This is a genomic window from Pantoea sp. JZ2 (assembly GCF_035191405.1).
GTDB classification, from domain to species: domain Bacteria; phylum Pseudomonadota; class Gammaproteobacteria; order Enterobacterales; family Enterobacteriaceae; genus Pantoea; species Pantoea stewartii.
Genome location: NZ_CP045247.1, coordinates 1515133 through 1534256, shown reverse-complemented (window position 1 = coordinate 1534256; position 19124 = coordinate 1515133). Strand labels below are relative to the sequence as shown.

At 55.0% G+C, this 19124-nt stretch carries 14 protein-coding genes; 11 read left to right on the top strand and 3 right to left on the bottom strand.

The features are described 5' to 3' along the window. The first annotated feature begins 202 nt into the window (after window positions 1–202). Together amiA and hemF are read left to right on the top strand one after the other, a co-directional pair. Window positions 203–1048 carry an N-acetylmuramoyl-L-alanine amidase AmiA gene (gene amiA, locus GC087_RS07620; protein WP_324030217.1) on the top strand — a complete coding sequence of 282 codons (846 nt, stop codon included), beginning with the start codon at window positions 203–205 and terminating at the stop codon, window positions 1046–1048. A gap of 48 nt (window positions 1049–1096) precedes the next feature. Continuing rightward, a complete protein-coding gene (hemF, locus tag GC087_RS07615) occupies window positions 1097–2011 on the top strand; it encodes an oxygen-dependent coproporphyrinogen oxidase (protein WP_033740812.1) in 915 nt (304 codons plus the stop codon). A 59-nt stretch (window positions 2012–2070) separates the two neighbouring features. Here hemF and maeB read toward each other — a convergent pair whose 3' ends face one another. Then, on the bottom strand, window positions 2071–4350 hold the full coding sequence (gene maeB, locus GC087_RS07610) for an NADP-dependent oxaloacetate-decarboxylating malate dehydrogenase (RefSeq protein ID WP_033740813.1): 2280 nt from the start codon (window positions 4348–4350) through the stop codon (window positions 2071–2073). A gap of 360 nt (window positions 4351–4710) precedes the next feature. On the opposite strand from maeB, the gene tal reads away from it, so the two are divergent. Both tal and tkt read left to right on the top strand, forming a co-directional pair. Beyond that, window positions 4711–5661 carry a transaldolase gene (gene tal, locus GC087_RS07605; protein WP_324030215.1) on the top strand — a complete coding sequence of 317 codons (951 nt, stop codon included), beginning with the start codon at window positions 4711–4713 and terminating at the stop codon, window positions 5659–5661. A gap of 63 nt (window positions 5662–5724) precedes the next feature. After that, window positions 5725–7725 carry a transketolase gene (gene tkt, locus GC087_RS07600; protein ID WP_033740817.1) on the top strand — a complete coding sequence of 667 codons (2001 nt, stop codon included), beginning with the start codon at window positions 5725–5727 and terminating at the stop codon, window positions 7723–7725. Between the two features lie 174 nt (window positions 7726–7899). Here tkt and GC087_RS07595 read toward each other — a convergent pair whose 3' ends face one another. Further along, window positions 7900–9261: a 2-hydroxycarboxylate transporter family protein gene (locus GC087_RS07595; RefSeq protein WP_033740821.1), complete on the bottom strand. Its 1362-nt coding sequence runs from the start codon at window positions 9259–9261 to the stop codon at window positions 7900–7902. A 305-nt stretch (window positions 9262–9566) separates the two neighbouring features. Between GC087_RS07595 and GC087_RS07590 the strand changes: the two genes are divergently transcribed. From GC087_RS07590 to ampH, 3 genes are all read left to right on the top strand, one after another. Next, on the top strand, window positions 9567–11204 hold the full coding sequence (locus GC087_RS07590) for an ATP-binding protein (RefSeq protein WP_324030213.1): 1638 nt from the start codon (window positions 9567–9569) through the stop codon (window positions 11202–11204). Then, window positions 11194–11880 (top strand): response regulator, encoded by a 687-nt coding sequence (locus tag GC087_RS07585; protein WP_054633367.1) that lies wholly within the window; start codon window positions 11194–11196, stop codon window positions 11878–11880. The genes GC087_RS07590 and GC087_RS07585 overlap by 11 nt, the downstream gene beginning before the upstream one ends. A gap of 211 nt (window positions 11881–12091) precedes the next feature. Next, window positions 12092–13255: a D-alanyl-D-alanine-carboxypeptidase/endopeptidase AmpH gene (ampH, locus tag GC087_RS07580; protein ID WP_170317965.1), complete on the top strand. Its 1164-nt coding sequence runs from the start codon at window positions 12092–12094 to the stop codon at window positions 13253–13255. Here the strand turns inward: ampH and GC087_RS07575 are convergent. Further along, window positions 13252–14319: a DUF1176 domain-containing protein gene (locus tag GC087_RS07575; protein ID WP_205958709.1), complete on the bottom strand. Its 1068-nt coding sequence runs from the start codon at window positions 14317–14319 to the stop codon at window positions 13252–13254. The two genes, ampH and GC087_RS07575, sit on opposite strands and share 4 nt — an antisense overlap. A gap of 488 nt (window positions 14320–14807) precedes the next feature. Between GC087_RS07575 and GC087_RS07570 the strand changes: the two genes are divergently transcribed. Genes GC087_RS07570 through GC087_RS07555 form a run of 4 tightly spaced genes read left to right on the top strand, consistent with a single transcriptional unit; the run spans window position 14808 to window position 19120 of the window. Continuing rightward, entirely contained in the window at window positions 14808–15638 is an 831-nt protein-coding gene (locus GC087_RS07570; protein ID WP_006118387.1) for a DeoR/GlpR family DNA-binding transcription regulator, read from the top strand. An 11-nt stretch (window positions 15639–15649) separates the two neighbouring features. Then, window positions 15650–16630: a substrate-binding domain-containing protein gene (locus tag GC087_RS07565; protein ID WP_324030211.1), complete on the top strand. Its 981-nt coding sequence runs from the start codon at window positions 15650–15652 to the stop codon at window positions 16628–16630. Window positions 16631–16632: 2 nt separating this feature from the next. Further along, the gene (locus GC087_RS07560; protein ID WP_110268322.1) at window positions 16633–18138 is read left to right on the top strand and encodes a sugar ABC transporter ATP-binding protein; all 1506 of its coding nucleotides are present in this window, start codon (window positions 16633–16635) and stop codon (window positions 18136–18138) included. Continuing rightward, window positions 18131–19120, top strand: coding sequence for an ABC transporter permease (locus GC087_RS07555; protein ID WP_324030210.1), 990 nt, complete (start codon window positions 18131–18133; stop codon window positions 19118–19120). Before GC087_RS07560 ends, GC087_RS07555 begins: the two co-directional genes overlap by 8 nt. The last annotated feature ends 4 nt before the right edge of the window (window positions 19121–19124 follow it).

The window sequence follows — 19124 nt, the reverse complement described above, 5'->3', positions numbered from 1 at the left end:
ACCTGCAGTTCACCTCAATTTGCTGATTATCACGCTTTCTTCGGCGGGTGCAACCCTGGCTGCTGACGGCAACGTTAAAAAAAAAGAAATTGCCTGTTACCAGGCTGAAAAACAAAGTAATAACCTGAAATGGTTGAAAGATCGCACCGGGCATAATGTTACGCTATAACACGGTGCATTATGATTGCTCAGGGACATGCACATGCACTTACTCAAACGTTTAATTCATCGTCGCCAGCTGCTGCTGTCCGGGCTGGCGCTCCCCATATTGTCCCCGCGCGCGGTGCAGGCGAAGGAACAGCAGGCTTCGCTCTCTACCCGACCCTCGTCGCCCAGGCCGCGGGTTAACAACGGCAAGCGCATCGTGATGCTCGATCCGGGCCACGGCGGTATCGATTCGGGTGCGGTCGGCGAAGAGGGTTCCGAAGAAAAACACATTGTTTTAGACATCGCCAGTAATGTGCGCAGTCTGCTGCAGTCACATCCGCGTATCGAGGTCCGCCTGACGCGTGACAGCGACCATTTCATTCCGCTCTACCAGCGGGTGGAGATTGCGCATCAGCACGGTGCGAACCTGTTTATGTCAATCCATGCGGATGGCTATACCAGCCCGGATGCCAGCGGTGCCTCTGTGTTCGCGTTATCCAATCGGGGTGCCAGCAGCAGCATGGCGCGTTACCTGTCGAAACGTGAAAATGACGCGGACAAGGTCGGCGGAGCCAACGTGGAACAGCAGGACCAGTATTTACAGCAGATTCTGTTCGATCTGGTGCAAACGGACACCATCAGAAACAGCCTGACCCTGGGCAAACACGTTCTGGACCAGATTCGCCCGGTGCATCACCTTCACAGTCAGCATACCGAACAGGCCGCCTTTGCCGTGCTGAAGTCGCCGTCCATTCCCTCGGTGCTGGTGGAAACGTCTTTTATTACCAATCCGCGCGAAGAGCAGTTGCTGGGCACGACCGCCTTTCGGCAGAAGATTGCCTCGGCTATCGCCACAGGTATCATTAACTACTTTGATGAGTATGATCGTCGAATGTCATAGTAGATCAGCTATAATCACGGCCAATTTTTACTAAGAGAAGCCTATCCCATGCCTGATATCTCCCGCGTAAAAACGTTCCTGCTGGATTTGCAGGATGAGATTTGTCGCAAGCTGACTGCCGAAGACGGCGGCGCGCAGTTCACTGAAGACCGCTGGGAACGCCCCGGCGGTGGCGGTGGACGAAGCCGTGTGCTGCGTAATGGTGCCGTGTTTGAACAGGCTGGCGTGAATTTCTCCCACGTTCATGGCGACCAGATGCCCGCCTCCGCGACGGCACATCGTCCTGAGCTGGCCGGATGCAGTTTCGAAGCCATGGGCGTTTCGCTGGTTATCCATCCCAACAACCCGTATGTACCGACCAGTCATGCGAATGTGCGCTTTTTCATTGCCGAAAAACCCGGTGCCGAGCCGATCTGGTGGTTTGGCGGCGGCTTTGATATGACGCCGTTTTACGGGTTTGAAGAAGATGCGCTGCACTGGCATCAGACCGCCTTCGATATCTGCCAGCCTTTTGGCGAGGATGTCTATCCCCGGTTTAAAAAGTGGTGCGACGACTATTTCTATCTGAAACACCGCGACGAGCAACGCGGTATTGGTGGGCTGTTTTTTGACGATATCCACGAGCCGGGCTTTGAACAAAGTTTTGCCCTTATTCAGGCCGTCGGCCGGGGCTTTCTGGACGCTTACCAGCCGATTGTGGCGCGCCGCAAGCACATGCCTTATGGCGACCGCGAGCGCCAGTTCCAGCTTTACCGCCGGGGTCGCTATGTAGAGTTCAATCTGGTGTGGGATCGGGGCACGCTGTTTGGCCTGCAAACCGGAGGCAGAACGGAATCCATTTTGATGTCCCTGCCGCCCATGGTGCGCTGGGAATATAACTATCATCCTGAACCTGACTCACCCGAGGCCGCGCTCTACCGTGACTTCCTGCCGGTGAAAAACTGGCTCAACCTGCCTGAGTAATCCACGCTGCCGGCTCAGGAACGTGCCGGGGCGGCAACCCGGGTCGCCGCCCCGGGTGATTACAGCGGCTGCGTCTGCGCTTCCACCACCGCCAGCGCCACCATATTGACGATCCGGCGCACGGACGCGATGCGCGTCAGCACGTGCACCGGCCGGGTCATGCCCATCAGCACCGGCCCGACCGTTACGCCTTCCGAACAGGACACGCGCAGCAGATTGTAGCTGATGCGCGCCGCTTCCACGTTGGGCATGATCAGCAGGTTTGCGCTGCCTTTCAGCGGGCTGTCGGGCATGATTTCCCGCCGGATGCTTTCCACCAGCGCCGCATCGCCGTGCATCTCCCCGTCGATTTCCAGCTCAGGCGCGCGCTGTTGCACCAGCGCCAGCACATCGCGCATTTTCTGCGCACCAGGCGCACTGGAGGTGCCAAAGCTGGAGTGCGACAGCAACGCCACGCGCGGCTCAATCCCAAAGCGACGGACGGTTTCCGCCGCCATTAACGTTATATCCGCCAGCTGTTCCGGTGTAGGATCGGCGTTGACGTAAGTATCCGCAATAAACGTGTTGCCATTCGGCAGTAACAGCGCATTCATGGCCCCGGCCACCTTCACATCACTCCGCAGGCCCAGCACGCGCTCCACAATCTCGTAGTGCTCGTTATAATCGCCGATGGTGCCGCAGATCAGCGCATCGGCCTCACCACGGTAGACCATGATGGCACCGATGAGGGTCGGATTACCAATAACGGCGCGCTGCGCCTGCTCGGGGGTGACACCGCGCCGCTTCATCATCTGGTAATACTCATTCCAGTACGCTTTAAAGCGGGGATCGGATTCGTTATTCACGATTTCAAAATCCTTTCCGGCCTCAATTTTTAGCCCCTGTTTTTCTAACCGCATGGCGATCACGTTGGGGCGACCTATCAGGATGGGTTTCGCCAGCCCCAGCGAGACCAGCTCCTGCGTAGCATGCAGCACCCGCACCTCTTCGCCCTCCGCCATCACCACCCGTTTCGGGGCTTTACGCGCCTGGGAAAAGATCGGCTTCATAAACAGGTTGGTCTTATACACAAACTCCGTAAGTTGCTCCCGGTAGGCATCAAAGTCAGCCACAGGCCGGGTTGCCACGCCGGACGCCATCGCCGCTTTCGCCACGGCAGGGGCTATCTGCACGATTAAACGTGGATCAAAGGGTTTGGGAATCAGATAGTCCGGTCCGAAGCGCAGGTCCTGATCGCTATAGGCCGAAGCCACTACGTCGCTTTGTTCCGCCTGTGCCAGTTCGGCAATGGCGTGTACGGCCGCCAGCTTCATCTCTTCATTGATGGCGGTGGCCCCCACATCCAGCGCGCCACGAAAGATAAACGGGAAGCAGAGCACGTTGTTCACCTGATTAGGAAAATCAGAACGTCCGGTGCAGATAATCGCATCCGGCCGTACGGCTTTCGCCAACGGCGGCAGAATTTCGGGATGGGGATTTGCCAGCGCCAGAATCAGCGGATCTTTCGCCATGCTTTTCACCATATCCTGCGTCAGGACATCCGGTCCGGAACAGCCCAGGAAAATATCTGCGCCCTCGATCACGTCGGCCAGCGTGCGCTTGCCGTGATCCTCCACGGCATAATCGGCTTTGGTGGCCGCCATATTGGGTTCGCGGTCACGGTAAATCAGCCCTTTCGAATCGCACACCTGAATATGGTCTTTCTGCAAGCCCAGCGCGACCAGCAGATTCATACAGGCAATGGCCGATGCGCCCGCGCCTGACACCACCAGCCGTACATCAGCGATAGCCTTGTTGACGATGCGTAGTCCGTTCAGCACCGCCGCCGTACAGATGATGGCCGTGCCATGCTGGTCATCATGAAACACCGGAATTTTCATGCGCTGCCGCAGTTGCTGTTCGATATAAAAACACTCGGGCGCTTTAATATCTTCAAGATTGATTCCGCCAAACGTGGGTTCCAGCGCGGCAATCACCTCGATCAGCTTATCGGGATCCTGTTCGTCGACCTCAATATCAAAAACGTCAATGCCCGCGAATTTCTTAAACAGAACGCCCTTGCCTTCCATCACCGGTTTCCCGGCCAGTGCGCCGATGTTCCCCAGCCCCAGTACCGCCGTACCGTTTGAAATCACCGCCACCAGATTGCCGCGCGCGGTGTACTTGTGCGCCGCCAGCGGATCGGCGGCGATTTCTAAACAGGGCGCCGCCACGCCAGGAGAATAGGCCAGCGCCAAATCCCGCTGGGTGGCAAGAGGTTTGGTGGGGGAAACCTGAATTTTTCCGGGAGTGGGATACTGATGAAAATCAAGCGCACTTTGCTTCAGTTGGTCATCCATTAAACATCCTTCTTCGCCAGGTAAGTGGATGTTCAGTATAGAAAGCACACCATCACAAAGCGGTGAGGCGGTTCAAAGAACCTTCTTTCTTAACGCACAGATTGCCACAGTCTACCCTGCGTCATTTTTCATGGCTGCTATCCTTAATGGCTGGACAGTCGTTATCCGCAGAAATGTCATCTCGGGTGGTTGCGCGCAACCCTCATCGCACAACATTCAGAGAAAACGCATTTTCACTGCACCTGGTCTGTTGCAATGTGGTGAGTCGGCGTTACTACGACGGGTAATGTCTGCACTGATTAGGGCACGAGGCCAGAGGTGTTCCCTTTTGTTACAACGTATTTTTCAAGGAGTGTAGAAATGAACCAGCTTGAAGCCCTTAAACAGTTCACGACCGTGGTGGCTGACAGTGGCGATATTGAGTCCATCCGTAATTATCACCCACAAGATGCGACGACTAACCCTTCGCTTATTCTGAAAGCATCTGCTCTCCAGCCTTACAAACATCTGATTGATGACGCCATCGACTACGCGAAAAAACAGGGTGGCAGCAAAGAAACGCAGATTATTAACGCCAGCGATAAAGTGGCCATTAACCTCGGTATGGAAATTCTGAAAAGCATACCAGGCCGTGTTTCGACCGAAGTGGATGCGCGCCTCTCCTTCGATCGTGGCATGTGCGTCACGAAAGCAGAAAAGCTGGTCCGCATGTATGAAGAGCACGGCATTGATCGCTCTCGCATCCTGATCAAACTGGCCTCCACATGGGAAGGCATTAAAGCCGCAGAAGAGCTGGAAAAGAATGGTATCCAGTGCAACCTGACGCTGCTGTTCTCCTTTGCCCAGGCGCGCGCCTGCGCCGAAGCCGGGGTTTATCTGATTTCGCCGTTTGTCGGCCGTATCTATGACTGGTACAACAGCCGCAAGCCCATGGACCCGTATAACGTCGACGAAGATCCGGGCGTGAAATCGGTGCGCCGTATTTACGATTATTATAAGAAGCATCGCTATGACACCATCATCATGGGTGCCAGCTTCCGTAAGGTCGAACAGGTACTGGCGCTGGCCGGGTGTGATCGGCTGACGCTGTCACCTAACCTGCTGGAGGAGTTGCAGAACAGCGAGGCGCCCGTAGAGCGTAAGCTTGAGCCTTCCACTGAATGTTTCCATCAGCCGTCGCCGCTGTCCGAAGCGGAGTTCCGCTGGGAACATAATCAGGACCTTATGGCGGTCGAAAAACTGGCAGACGGTATTCGCCAGTTCGCCGTTGACCAGCAAAAACTGGAAGATGTGCTGGCGGCGCGCCTGTAGTTTTTCCCCTCTTTTACCGGGCGGGCTCACTCCCGCCCTGATGCTTAACAAGGGAGACCCTTTATGTCCTCACGCAGAGAGTTGGCGAATGCGATTCGCGCATTAAGTATGGATGCGGTACAAAAAGCAAAATCCGGTCATCCTGGTGCGCCAATGGGCATGGCAGATATCGCCGAAGTGCTGTGGCGCGATTTCCTCAAGCATAATCCGACCAACCCCGCCTGGCTGGATCGCGACCGCTTTATCCTGTCTAACGGTCACGGCTCAATGCTGCTTTACAGTTTGCTGCACCTGACCGGGTACGATTTACCGATTGAAGAGCTGAAAAACTTCCGCCAGCTGCACTCCAAAACACCGGGCCACCCGGAAATTGGCTACACGCCGGGCGTGGAAACCACGACCGGCCCGCTGGGTCAGGGTCTGGCAAACGCCGTGGGTCTGGCCATTGCGGAACGGACGCTGGCTGCGCAGTTTAACCGTCCACAACACGATATCGTTGACCACTTCACCTATGTGTTTATGGGCGACGGCTGTCTGATGGAGGGGATTTCCCACGAAGTCTGCTCACTGGCCGGAACGCTTGGTCTGGGCAAACTGATCGGCTTCTATGACCACAACGGCATTTCCATCGACGGAGAGACCGAAGGCTGGTTTACGGATGACACGCACAAACGTTTCGAAGCCTATAACTGGCACGTGGTCGGTGAAATTGATGGTCACGATGCCGAAGCCGTTAAAGCCGCAATTAAAGAAGCGCAAAGCGTCACCGATAAGCCGTCACTGATTATCTGCCGCACGGTTATTGGCTTTGGTTCACCGAATAAAGCCGGTAAAGAAGAGGCACACGGGGCCGCGCTGGGTGAAGAAGAAGTCGCCCTGACGCGCAAGCAACTGGGCTGGAATTATCCGGCGTTTGAGATTCCGCAAGAGATTTACCAGCAGTGGGATGCCAAAGAAGCTGGCGCGGCGCGCGAAAAAGCCTGGAACGATAAGTTTGCCGCGTATCAGCAGGCTTATCCTGAACTGGCCGCAGAATATACGCGGCGTATGAACGGCGAAATGCCCGCAAACTGGGAAGCGGAAACTGCCCGATTCATTGCCGATCTGCAGGCGAATCCGCAAAAAATCGCCAGCCGCAAGGCCTCGCAAAATTCACTGGAAGCCTACGGCAAAATGCTGCCTGAATTCCTGGGCGGCTCTGCCGACCTCGCCCCAAGTAACCTCACCATCTGGTCAGGTTCGAAATCCATCAAAGAGGATCCGGCCGGGAACTATATCCACTACGGTGTGCGTGAATTTGGTATGACGGCCATTGGTAACGGTATTGCCCACCACGGCGGTTTTGTGCCCTATACCGCGACCTTCCTGATGTTCGTCGAGTACGCCCGTAACGCCGCGCGCATGGCGGCCCTGATGAAGGCCCGCCAGATTCTGGTTTATACCCATGACTCAATCGGTCTGGGTGAAGATGGTCCAACCCACCAGCCGGTAGAGCAGATTGCCAGCCTGCGCGTTACGCCGAATATGAGCGTCTGGCGTCCGTGCGACCAGGTGGAAACCGCTGTGGCCTGGCAGGCTGCGATTGAGCGTCATCATGGGCCTACCGCCCTGATCCTGTCGCGTCAGAATCTGGCACAGCCGGAGCGTACGGCGGAACAGGTGGCGAATATCAAACGCGGCGGTTACGTCCTGAAAGACTGTGAGGGCACGCCAGACGTCATTCTGATTGCCACCGGCTCTGAAGTGGAGATTACGCTGGGTGCAGCAACGAAGCTGACGACCGGCGGCCATAAGGTGCGGGTCGTTTCACTGCCTTCAACGGATCTGTTCGACGCGCAGGATGCGGCTTATCGCGAATCTGTGCTGCCTTCCGCTGTGAAAGCACGCGTGGCCGTGGAAGCAGGCATTGCAGATTACTGGTATAAGTATGTCGGGCTGGACGGTGCCATTGTCGGGATGACTACGTTCGGTGAATCTGCGCCAGCAGAAAAGCTGTTCGCGGAGTTTGGCTTCACGATAGAAAACATCGTCAGCCATGCCGAAGCCCTGCTGAAACCGGCATAATCCTCGCACTCACGCGATCCGGCTTCCTCAGCCGGATCGCGGTTTTGCTCTCAGCACGCCAGCCTGACGCTGGCGTGCTGCTTTCTGAAAACCCACCTTCTTCGGTAACCACGTTTTTCGCCGTGCCCCTGCATGCTGTGGTTAATCCTGCCGCCTTGCTGACCTTAACAACCGTTACTTTAAAAAGTGGCTCAGCAGCAGCAAAGAGAGCGAAACGTTGATGGCTCCACCGATACGCGTCGCGATCTGAGCAAACGGCATCAGGCCCATGCGGTTACCGGCGGTAAGAATGGCTACATCGCCCGTCCCGCCCTGCCCACTCTGGCAGCAGGAAACAATGGCGACATCAATGGGATGCATGCCAATCTTTTTCCCGACAAAAAAGCCCGTTGCGACCAGCGCACTGACCGTGCTGATAATGACCAGCAGATTGGTGAGCGTAAACGCAGTGACCAGCACATGCCACGGCGTAATGGCCACACCGACAGCGAACAGGACGGGATAGGTCACTGCGGTGCGGAAAAAGCGATAGACCACCTGAGAACCGGCCAGAATACGGGGCGAAACGCCATTGACCAGTTTCACCAGCACGGCCAGGAACAGCATCCCTACCGGCGCAGGCAGCCCTGTCAGCTTCTGCCCCAGCATCCCTACCATATAGAGCAGCACCGCAAGCAGCGCCCCGGAGGCAATGGCCGTTACGTCAACTTTACCGGAAAAAACGGACTGCAGCGGCTCGGGCTCAACGTTCGTGACATTCGGCATCAGCTGGCCTTCCCCGGTGAGGTGCGGATAACGTTTACCCAGTTGGTTCAGGCAGCCGGAAATAATAATGGCGGTCACGCCACCCAGCATCACCATCGGCAGGATACGGCCCAGCGCTACGCCCTGATCCATATGGAGCAACGCCGCATAGCCGATGGAGAGCGGAATGGCCCCTTCGCCGACGCCACCCGCCATAATGGGCAGAATGATAAAAAAGAAAATCTGGAACGGCTCCAGCCCCAACGCTAATCCGACGCCCATGCCGACAATCATGCCCACGATTTCACCGCACAGCATGGGAAAAAAGATGCGCAGAAAGCCCTGAATCAGCACCGTACGGTTCATGCTCATGATGCTGCCGACGATGATGCAGCAAATATAGAGATAGAGAATATTGGTCGATTTATAGAACTGCGTTGTTGAGGTCACCACGATATCGGGAAGTAACCCGTAATAGACCAGCGCAGAGGGAATAAAGGTTGCGCAGATAGCTGCGGCGCCCAGACGGCCCACCACCGGCAGACGTTTACCAAATTCACCGCAGGCAAAACCAAAAAAGGCCAGCGTGGCGACCATGACGACGATATCGCTGGCCAGTTTCCCGCTCAGGCAGTCCAGTGCAATGAGCACACCGGCCAGCACAAACAGAGGAAGAGGGATAATCCCGACTTTCCAGTTATCCATAATATGCCACCACTGCTCCTTCAGGGTTTTCCTGCGCGGTGAACGGGCCAGCGTATCAGACAGAAAAGAATTATCAGGTGAGCGCATTATTAACCTCTTTGCATCATCGTTTTTTTTCAGAATGCCGTGAAAAAAAGCGGAATTACGTGAAGGAGAAGGTATCTGGCATAAAGTTTTAATGGTGTTATTTCCAGAGCGTGATCCGCATCCTGGTAATCGTCGTGGTGTTTATGGTTTTTATTCCCCGCAGCCGTTGTTTGTCCTTTGCTGACGCTTCCCTGCCCTCTGAAAACGATTTAATCCCATTAATATCAAACAGATAAACGCATGTAGTGTCTGTTGTTAAAAAGATGATACATTTAAGTTATTATTCCAAAATGCGCGTGACAGTCATGAAATTGTCATTTCAAACGAAGCTGTTTCTTTCGCTCGTTGTTTTTTCGTCTGTCCTGTTCGTGTTACTGGGAAGCTATTACTACGTCAGCATCACCCGGCAGCTTTATCAGGCGATGAGCATGCGCGCGAAGGTGCAGGCAGACGAAATCGCGCTGATTCCGGAACTGAGAAAAGCGGTGGCGGATCGGGATATCCCGGCCATTAATATGCTGATGAGGGCTATTGCCCGGAAAAGCGATGCCAGTTTTATGGTGATTGGCGATAACCGTGGCCTGCACCTTTTTCACTCGGTGACGGCGGACCGGGTTGGCAAACCCCTGGTCGGCGGAGACAACGCGGCAGTGCTGGCAGGGAAAAGTATCACCACCATCCGGACAGGCGGACTGGGAATCTCCCTGCGCAGCAAATCGCCTATCCTGAACGATCGCGGGCAGGTGGTCGGTATCGTGTCCGTTGGTTATCTCGCCCGCTATCTGGATGCCATCACGTTCAGCAACATGATCAACCTGCTGATCGTGGCGGCCCTGGTGCTTATCGCCCTGTTTATTTTCTCCTGGTTTTTCACCTGCAATATTAAAAAACAGATTTTCTCGCTGGAACCGCGCGAGATCGGCCTGATGGTCCGTCAGCAAAACGCCATGATGGAATCGATCTATGAAGGCGTGATTGTCATCAATGAACACCTGCAGATCGAAGTGATCAACCAGGCCGCCCGAAAGCTGTTAGGCCTTTCACAGTCCGCCGAGGCGCTGCGAGGGCAGTCTGTCAGCCAGATCATTTCGCCCGTCCCCTTTTTATCGCAGCCCGTGATGCTGGAGAAAGATACCCACGATGAGATTAGCCAGTTTAACGCGCTCACCGTCATCGCCAGCCGGGTACGTATCATGCTGGAGGACGCGCTGATGGGCTGGGTAATCTCCTTCCGCGATTTTAACGACATCGACTCCCTTAGCGCCCAGCTCAGCCAGGTGAAACGTTATGTCGATAATCTGCGCATTATGCGGCATGAGCAGCTTAACCGAATGAACACGCTTTCCGGGCTGTTGCACATGGGGCGTTTTGAAGACGCGATTGACTACATTGAGGCGCAGTCAGAACACGAGCAGGAGTGGCTGGACTTTGTCTCCGCACGCTTCAGCTCGCCACTGCTGTGCGGCTTGTTACTGGGCAAAGCGGCACGCGCCAGAGAAAAAGGCGTTATCCTCCACTTTGATCCCGCATGCCTGATGGACAAGCCCTTTCCCCCACTGTCAGAGGCTGAACTGATCTCGGTCATTGGCAATTTGCTGGACAACGCGATTGAAGCCACGCAACGCGCCCCGATGCCTCATGAACCTGTTGAAGTGCTGATTAAGCTCAGCGCCCGTGAGCTGATCATCGAAGTGGCGGATCACGGCGTGGGCATTGCACCTGCCATCCGCGGACACATGTTTGAACGTGGCGTCACCACGAAAACCCGGGGCGATCACGGCATCGGGCTGTATTTAACAGAAAGCTATATTACCCGCACAGGGGGAACCATTGAGGTCAGCGACAATGTGCCACGTGGCGCCATTTTCTCGCTGTTTATCCCCTGCGCGCAAACCCACCGCTGTCCCGTAACGGAAACGGAGAAGGTCCGCGATGCAACATGAGCCTGTGACTGTCCTGATTGTGGAAGATGAGCCTGAACTGGCTCAGCTTCATGCCGAACTGATTGGTAAACACCCTGAACTCAGGCTGATCGGTATCGCCGGGTCACTCGCAGAAGCCAGACAGCAGCTTGCCATCAGTGCGCCACAGCTGCTATTGCTGGATAATTATCTGCCCGATGGCAAAGGCATCACCCTGATTGGCGATCCGTTGCTGGCCCACGCAAACTGTTCCATTATTTTTATTACGGCGGCCAGTGATATGGATACCTGTAGCCAGGCCATCCGCAACGGTGCCTTCGATTACGTCCTTAAACCTGTGTCCTGGAAACGGCTTAACCGCTCGCTTGCCAACTTTATCGCTTTCGCAGACCAGCAGCGCACATGGAAGATTGTCGATCAGAAAAATGTCGATGTCCTTTATCAGCTACAGGCGAAGAACTACCCGCATGATAACGGCAGCAAAGGTATTGAGGAAACGACCCTCGCGCGGGTCCAGACACTTTTTACGCCAGCCACCACGCGGCTTTTTTCGGTTGATGAGGTGATGGCCGAAACCGGGCTCAGTAAAACAACCGCCCGTCGCTATCTGGAGCACTGCGTGGAAACCGGCTTTCTGACGGTAGAAATGCTGTATGGCAAAGTGGGCCATCCCAGGCGCATGTACAAACGGCCATGAACTGCGGCGCGCCACGCCGCCAGTGCAGCGGCTCGGTCCGGCGGCCTCTGCGGGGCAAAACATATCCCCCGCCCGCTGATGTCCATGGCCGCCATCGCCAGCTGACTGTAATCTGAAATAAAAAAAACTGTGCTTTGCTCTTCCCGTCATCCTTAAACTGATTACTATAGGTTTTCACCCGACTCCTATAGCGAAGCCCTCTCCGTTGAAAATGCGCACTCCTTATTTACTGGCTTTACTGGTTTCTTTGCTTCCCCTTAAAAGCACGGCGCAGGTTGCGCCCGATCCCTTACTGGCCTCCCAGATTGTCGATCGCTATGCAGAGCATATCTTTTATGCCAGTGGTGCCACCGGCATGGCCCTGGTGGCAATAGACGGTAATCAGCGTGTCTTTACCAGCTTTGGTGATACCCGGCCCGGCAACAATATTCGTCCGCAAAAGGATTCGTTAATTCGTATTGCCTCGCTCAGTAAATTAATGACCAGTGAGGTGATGGTAAAAATGGCCGAGCGCGGCGAGATTCGTCTGGACGATCCGCTGAGTAAGTATGCGCCTCCGGGAAAACGGGTCCCTGGTTTCGACGGTCAACCGATTCGGTTGATTAACCTCGCCACTCATACCAGTGGCCTGCCGCGCGAACAGCCCGGCGGTAAACCGCATCGTCCGGTTTTTGTCTGGCCTACGCAAAGTGAGCGCTGGAACTGGCTGAACACCGCCAGCCTGAAAGCGGCACCCGGCACCAATGCGGCCTATTCCAACCTGGGTTACGATCTGTTGGGTGATGCGCTGTCACGTGCGGCGGGTAAACCCTATCCGGCCCTGTTTCAGCAGCTGATCACCCGCCCGCTGGGCATGAAGGACACCACGTTTACCCCGTCACCCGAACAGTGCGCCCGTTTAATGGTGGCGGAAAAAGGAGCCAGTCCGTGTAATAACACGCTGGCGGCTATCGGCAGCGGTGGCGTCTATTCAACGCCGGATGATATGGGACGCTGGATGCAGCAGTTTCTGAACTCCTCCGTGAATCGCCGCACGCCACAGATCGATCGCCTGCAGACATTAATCTACCGTCGCGATCAGCTTCACAAGGTGGATGGAATGGACGTGCCAGGTAAAGCCGACGCTCTCGGCATGGGTTGGGTTTATATGGGACCGTCAAAGGGGCGTCCGGGCATCATTCAGAAAACCGGCGGTGGCGGGGGTTTCATCACCTATATAGCGATGGTGCCGCAGAATAATGTGGGCGTTTTTGTGGTGGTGACCCGATCTCCCCTGACCCGCTTCACGCCAATGAGTGACGGTGTAAATAACCTGCTGGCGGAGTTGGTGGGCAATCAGACCGGTTCCCCCATGATGGTGCAGGCGATTCCTTAACGGCTGCCATCCGCAGAGGCTGACTGGCTTACCCAGAGCGTGGGCCAGTCATCGCTGCTGTGCCAGGCATCGCAGGTTGATTCTTCGGCATATTCCGCTAACACAAAGTGCTCACCGTTAAACTGCCAGCGGGACGCTGTACCGCAGTCGCCCAGTCCCCGCCCTTTACCAAAGGTGTAAAGCTGGCCGGTTGCCGCATCGTAATCCGCATTAATCAGCTCCAGCTGGCGCTCTCCTCCCTCGGGCGGCGTAAAGGGTAAAGTCAGGCTGACACCGCGTGCCACATAGGGCGGCGCGCGCGTCACTTCAAACGCCCGATCGATCACGTTATACGCCCCCATCTCACAGCTCACCAGCAGCAAGGCTTTTTTGTCCGTCAGCGGCGAGACGCTGACTTCGCGTCGCAGTGGATCGAGCGAACAGGTGTCTGAATTAACCCGCCAGGTGCCGTAATCGATCAGGCCACTGGTTTCTTCCCGCGTCAGCGGTGCAGGCGCGGCCATGGGAGGTGGCAGTTGCGGAATCGCCGGAGCAGCAGGCACGCCGTTGCGTTCGCCCCGTCGAACCCAGGCGCTCATGCTATTCACCCGCCCCTGCACGTCGTCCATGTACAACAGGGCCGCTTTCATGCCACGCAATGAAACCTGTGGGCTGGCGCTGAACGTCAGCTGCAGATTTTTTGCATCCATGGTGAGTTCAAGAAATTCGTTAATGGCAATCGGGTTACGGGTCGCAAGATGATGCGGCTCTACGTCCCAGTGCTTGAAATCAGGACGAAGACGACGCTGATCCACCAGCAGATTATCTTTGAGCGCTGGACCCGGCAGCGCACCACTATAGGCACTGCCGTAATCAATACGTAACAGGGGCTGGTCATCCGCCCCGGCATGTCGCGACAGGGTCATCACCAAACCACGGTCACCCTGCGTGCTGCGCGCAACGCAAAAGGCCGCGTTATTGCAGGTTAACTGCCAGTCAGAAAACAGTTTCTGCACCGGTTCAGCCTGGACGGCGGCGACCATGAATAAAGGCAACGCAAACAGCGATTTCATCCTGTACCACATTAAGAAAATCGAGCCCCAACTTCTCTGAGTGGAAGATGATAGCGCAATCGCGCACGTCACGACGTTCGCATTCTGTGAAGTGCCCAGCAAGCGCAGCTAACTGCCTAAAAAACATCCATTTTGCAACAGCCGTAGCGCCCTGTCGTGCGCAATGCGGTCATCATGCGTATTCGTCAGCGTTCTCTCAATCGGATTCGTCGGACTATCCGGACAGGCAAAGCGGTCAAATACACATAAACGGGCAAAAGCGGGCATGATAGAGTCGCTGCAGAATGCAGGATAAAATGTTCACAGCGGATCCTGAGACCGCTAAATAACCCTTATTTAGTGAGACAAATCACTAAACAATATTATTTCTTTCATTTCGTTTCATTAAAACCCAGCACAGATCTCTTTATGCGCGTTGTAAAAACAGGTCCTGCGTACCCACGCTCAGGCCACATTTTTGCCGCGTGCCTTCCAGTACTTTATAGCCATCGGAGGCCATTATGTTGCCGATTGAACGCCAGCAGAGAATTATCGATGAATTAATGTGTAACGGACGGGTTATTGTCGCTGAACTCACCGCGTTATGTCGGGTTTCTCAGGAAACGATTCGCCGCGATTTAGCACAACTGGAAAAGAAAGGTATTTTACAGCGAAGCCATGGTGGTGCGGTTCCGGCTAAACGACACAGTGCAACGCTACAGGTTAATAATCGCGAGATTAATGAATCTGAATCGTCTTTTCGTCAACGCGTAAACGAACATGTTGACGCCAAAATGGCAATCGCGAAACGCGCGCTGGATTTTATTAGTGTGGGCGACTGCTTATTACTCGACAGTAGTACCACGTGTTTTTATCTGGCACGGCAATTACCGGATATTGAATTAACGGTATTAACCAATTCGTTACGCATTGTCCAGACGCTGGCAGCGCGCGGCAGTATTCGCACCATTTGTCTGGGCGGAGAATATTCAGATCGTTATGAAGATTTTCACGGCATTGTTACCGAGCAGCCGTTAAAAGAGTTTCAAATAAATAAGATCTTTTTTTCATGCAGCAGTCTGGGCAATGACGGTTATTTACGCGAAGGAAATGAACGTCATGCACATTTAAAACAACAGCTGATTCTGGCAGCAGAACGAAAACATTTATTACTGGATAGCTCTAAGTTTCTTCGGCCCTCATTCGCGCGTATTTGCCATTACCGTGATGTGGATTTTCTCATTACTGACCAGTTGAAAGATAAAGAGCTGGAACAGGAACTGGCCTGGAACGGCGTCAATATTATTGACTGCTCGCAGCGCCCCCAGTCTGTGCAGCTTATAAATAATTAAATGGAGCCTTTATGAAAAAACAGCTTATCGCCTGTTCGTTGTTCGCATTACTGGCTTTTCAGTCCCATGCGGCGGACAAAATACGCATGGGCATCGTGGTGAAAATCGGTGGTATTCCGTGGTTCAACGCTATGGAAGCCGGAATTAAAAGCGAAGCAGCCAAACGCGGCATTGACGCCTGGATGGTGGGGCCGACCGCAGCCGATCCTGCCCTGCAGGTGCGTGCCATTGAAGATTTGATTGCCCAGAAAGTGGACATTATCGGCGTCGTCCCCAACGACCCCAAAGTGCTTGAGCCCGTCTTGCAGCGCGCCCGTGAAGCCGGCATCAAAGTCATTACCCACGAATCGCCAGGCCAGAAGTTTGCAAACTGGGATTTTGAATTAGTGGATGCCGCAACGCACGGCATCAATCATATGAAAGCGCTGGCGCAATGTATGCATGACGAAGGGAAATACGCCATATACGTGGGGAGCCTGACGGTGCCGCTTCATCAGCAGTGGACCGATGCCGCGCTGGATTATCAAAAGCAGCACTATCCCAACATGCAGTTGGTTACGGACAAATTTGGCGTAGGCGAATCCCTGGACGAGTCCATCCGTACCACCAATGAACTGATGTCTAAGTATCCCGATCTGAAAGGCATTTTAGCCTTCGGTTCGCAGGGCCCTATTGGTGCCGGTCGCGCCGTTATGAACCGCAATAAAACCAATCAGGTCTGTGTCATTGGGGCGTTCAGTCCGGGTCAGGGCGCGCAACTGGTTAACCGCGAGGCGATCAAGGGCGGCTATATCTGGAATCCACATACCGCCGGTGAAGTGTTTATCCGTATTGCCGAGAAGGTGGAGAAGAACGAACCGATTACGGACGGTATGACGATTGACGGCCTGGGCAAGGTGAAAGTGGATCAGACAACGCACACCATTCTGGGCAACAACACGGAAAGTCTGGATAAAGCTAACCTGCCTAACCTGATCAAGCTGGGGCTGTAATGATGCAATCGGTCGCGCCGCAAAGGCTTATCACCCTGGAAAAACTGTCGAAAACCTTTGGGGGGAATCGTGCTCTGAGCGATATCTCGCTGACCTTGCTGGCGGGCGAAGTGCACTGCCTTGCCGGTACCAATGGTTGTGGCAAAAGTACGCTCATTAAAGTGATATCCGGCGTACATGCGCCGGATCGTGGCAGCGAAATTCGTTTAGGTGACGGAGACCGCTTGCCCCGCCTCTCGACTCAGCAGGCCAGAGACTTTGGTATTCAGGTCATCTACCAGGATCTGTCCCTGTTCCCGAACCTGAGCGTGGCCGAAAACATCGCATTTGAACACAATCTGCGCGGGTTATTTGGCTGGCATCAGCGCAAAACCCTGGTTGACAGTGCCCGGCGTATTGTTGAGGAACTGCAGTTTGACCTCAATCTTGACGACAGTGTCGCGCACCTTTCCATCGCTCAGCGACAGCAGGTCGCCATTTGCCGCGCGCTGGTGGCGGATGCGCGGCTGGTGATCATGGATGAGCCCACCGCTTCCCTCACCCGTACCGAAGTCAATCAACTGCTGCGCACGGTACGCTATCTCAAACAGAAAAAGATTTGTGTGGTCTTTGTCAGCCATCGCCTGGACGAGGTGCTGGAAATATCAGATCGCGTAACCGTCATTCGCGATGGCCGCAAGGTTGGCTGCTGGCCGGCGCAGGCTATGACACCGCACCATCTCACCGAGCTGATGACCGGGCAAAAACTTGATTATCAGTTAAAAACCCCTACGCGCAACGGTGATCGGGTCATTCTGGAAGTGGAAAACCTGCACCGTGCAGGTCAGTACCACGATGTTAATTTTCGGCTGTACGAAGGTGAGGTGCTGGGGCTGTGTGGTCTGCTGGGATCGGGACGTACTGAGCTGGCTCTTTCCCTGTTCGGCATGACCCGGCCAGACCGCGGCAGGATCTGGCTGGACAGTAAACCCGTGCGCTTTCGCAGTCATGAAGATGCCATCAAAGCCGGGATTGGCTATGTATCTGAGGATCGCCTGACGCTGGGGCTGATTCAGCAACAATCGGTGGCCGACAATATGGTGCTGCCCATTCTTAACCAGCTGCAAAACCGCTTCCACCTGATTGATGAATACCGCAAGAACAAGCTGATTCTTCAGTGGATTCAGCAACTGGGCGTGCGCGTTGCCGATCCACAGCTAGCCATCTCAACGCTGTCCGGCGGCAATCAGCAAAAGATTGTGCTGGCGAAATGGGTCCTGACGCAGCCGCGCCTGCTCATCCTCGATTCGCCCACCGTCGGCGTGGATGTGGGGGCAAAAGCGAGTATTTATCAACTTATTCACGAACTGGCACGCGAAGGCCTGTCGATCATTTTGATTTCCGATGAAGTCCCCGAGGTCTGGTACAACTGCGACCGCATTTTGCATTTCCGCGAGGGCACCATCCAGGCCGAATATCAACCAGACCGCATAGCGCAACAGCAACTGGCGGAGGTGATCAATGCCTGATTTTTCCCGTTTACGTCCTCATTCCAGTCAGGGCTGGCTGACGTGGGTATTGTTGCTGTTCATTGTGATTTTCTCCTTCGCCAGCGACCAGTTTCTGACCGTGCAAAACCTGCTGGATCTGGCCGAGAGTTACGCGGTTACCGGCATTTTCGCCCTCGGACTGTTTGTCGTGCTGGTGACCGGCGGCATTGATATTTCCTTTGCGGCCGTCGCCTCTGTGGTGCAGTACCTGATCGCCTCGCTGTTTGTGCATTACCAGTTTGCTAACGCGCCGCTGAGTATTGCACTGGCGATAGCCTGCGGCACGCTGTTTGGTGTCATTAACGCCTGGCTGATCATTTGGCTCCGGGTCGTCTCCATCATCATCACCATTAGTATGCAGTCGCTGCTGTTTGGCCTGCTGATGTGGGTGACCGGTGGACGCAGCCTGTATCAGCTTCCGGACTGGTGGATCACGCTGCGTAACGTGCTGCCGTTCGAATGGCAGGGACAAGCCTTTCAGCTCGGCCTGCCGCTGCTCATCCTGTTGCTCATTGCGGCGCTGACAGCAGTGATCCTCAACAAAACACATTTAGGTCGTCAACTCTATGCCGTGGGCGGCGATGCGGAATCCGCACGGCGTATCGGGATTCGCGTTGGCCTGATCTCCCTCTTTGCCTATGGCTGGCTGGGGGCCATGGCCGCGATTGGCGGACTGGTTCAGGTCTACCGCATGGGTGAAGTCGTCCCCAACGCCCTGGTGGGTGGTGAGCTGGATGTGCTGGCGGCAACCGTACTGGGCGGAGCCAGTCTGATGGGCGGCAAGGGCACCGTCAGTGGCACCTTGATGGGGGTTTTCCTGATCGCGGTTCTGAAGAACGGACTCAACCTGATCGGCGTATCCAACTACTTCATGAACATCGTGGTCGGTACCGTCATCATGGCCGCCATTGCTGTCACCCACTTTAAGAAGCGCAAAGAAACTGACGTCAGCTTTGTCTGAGGAG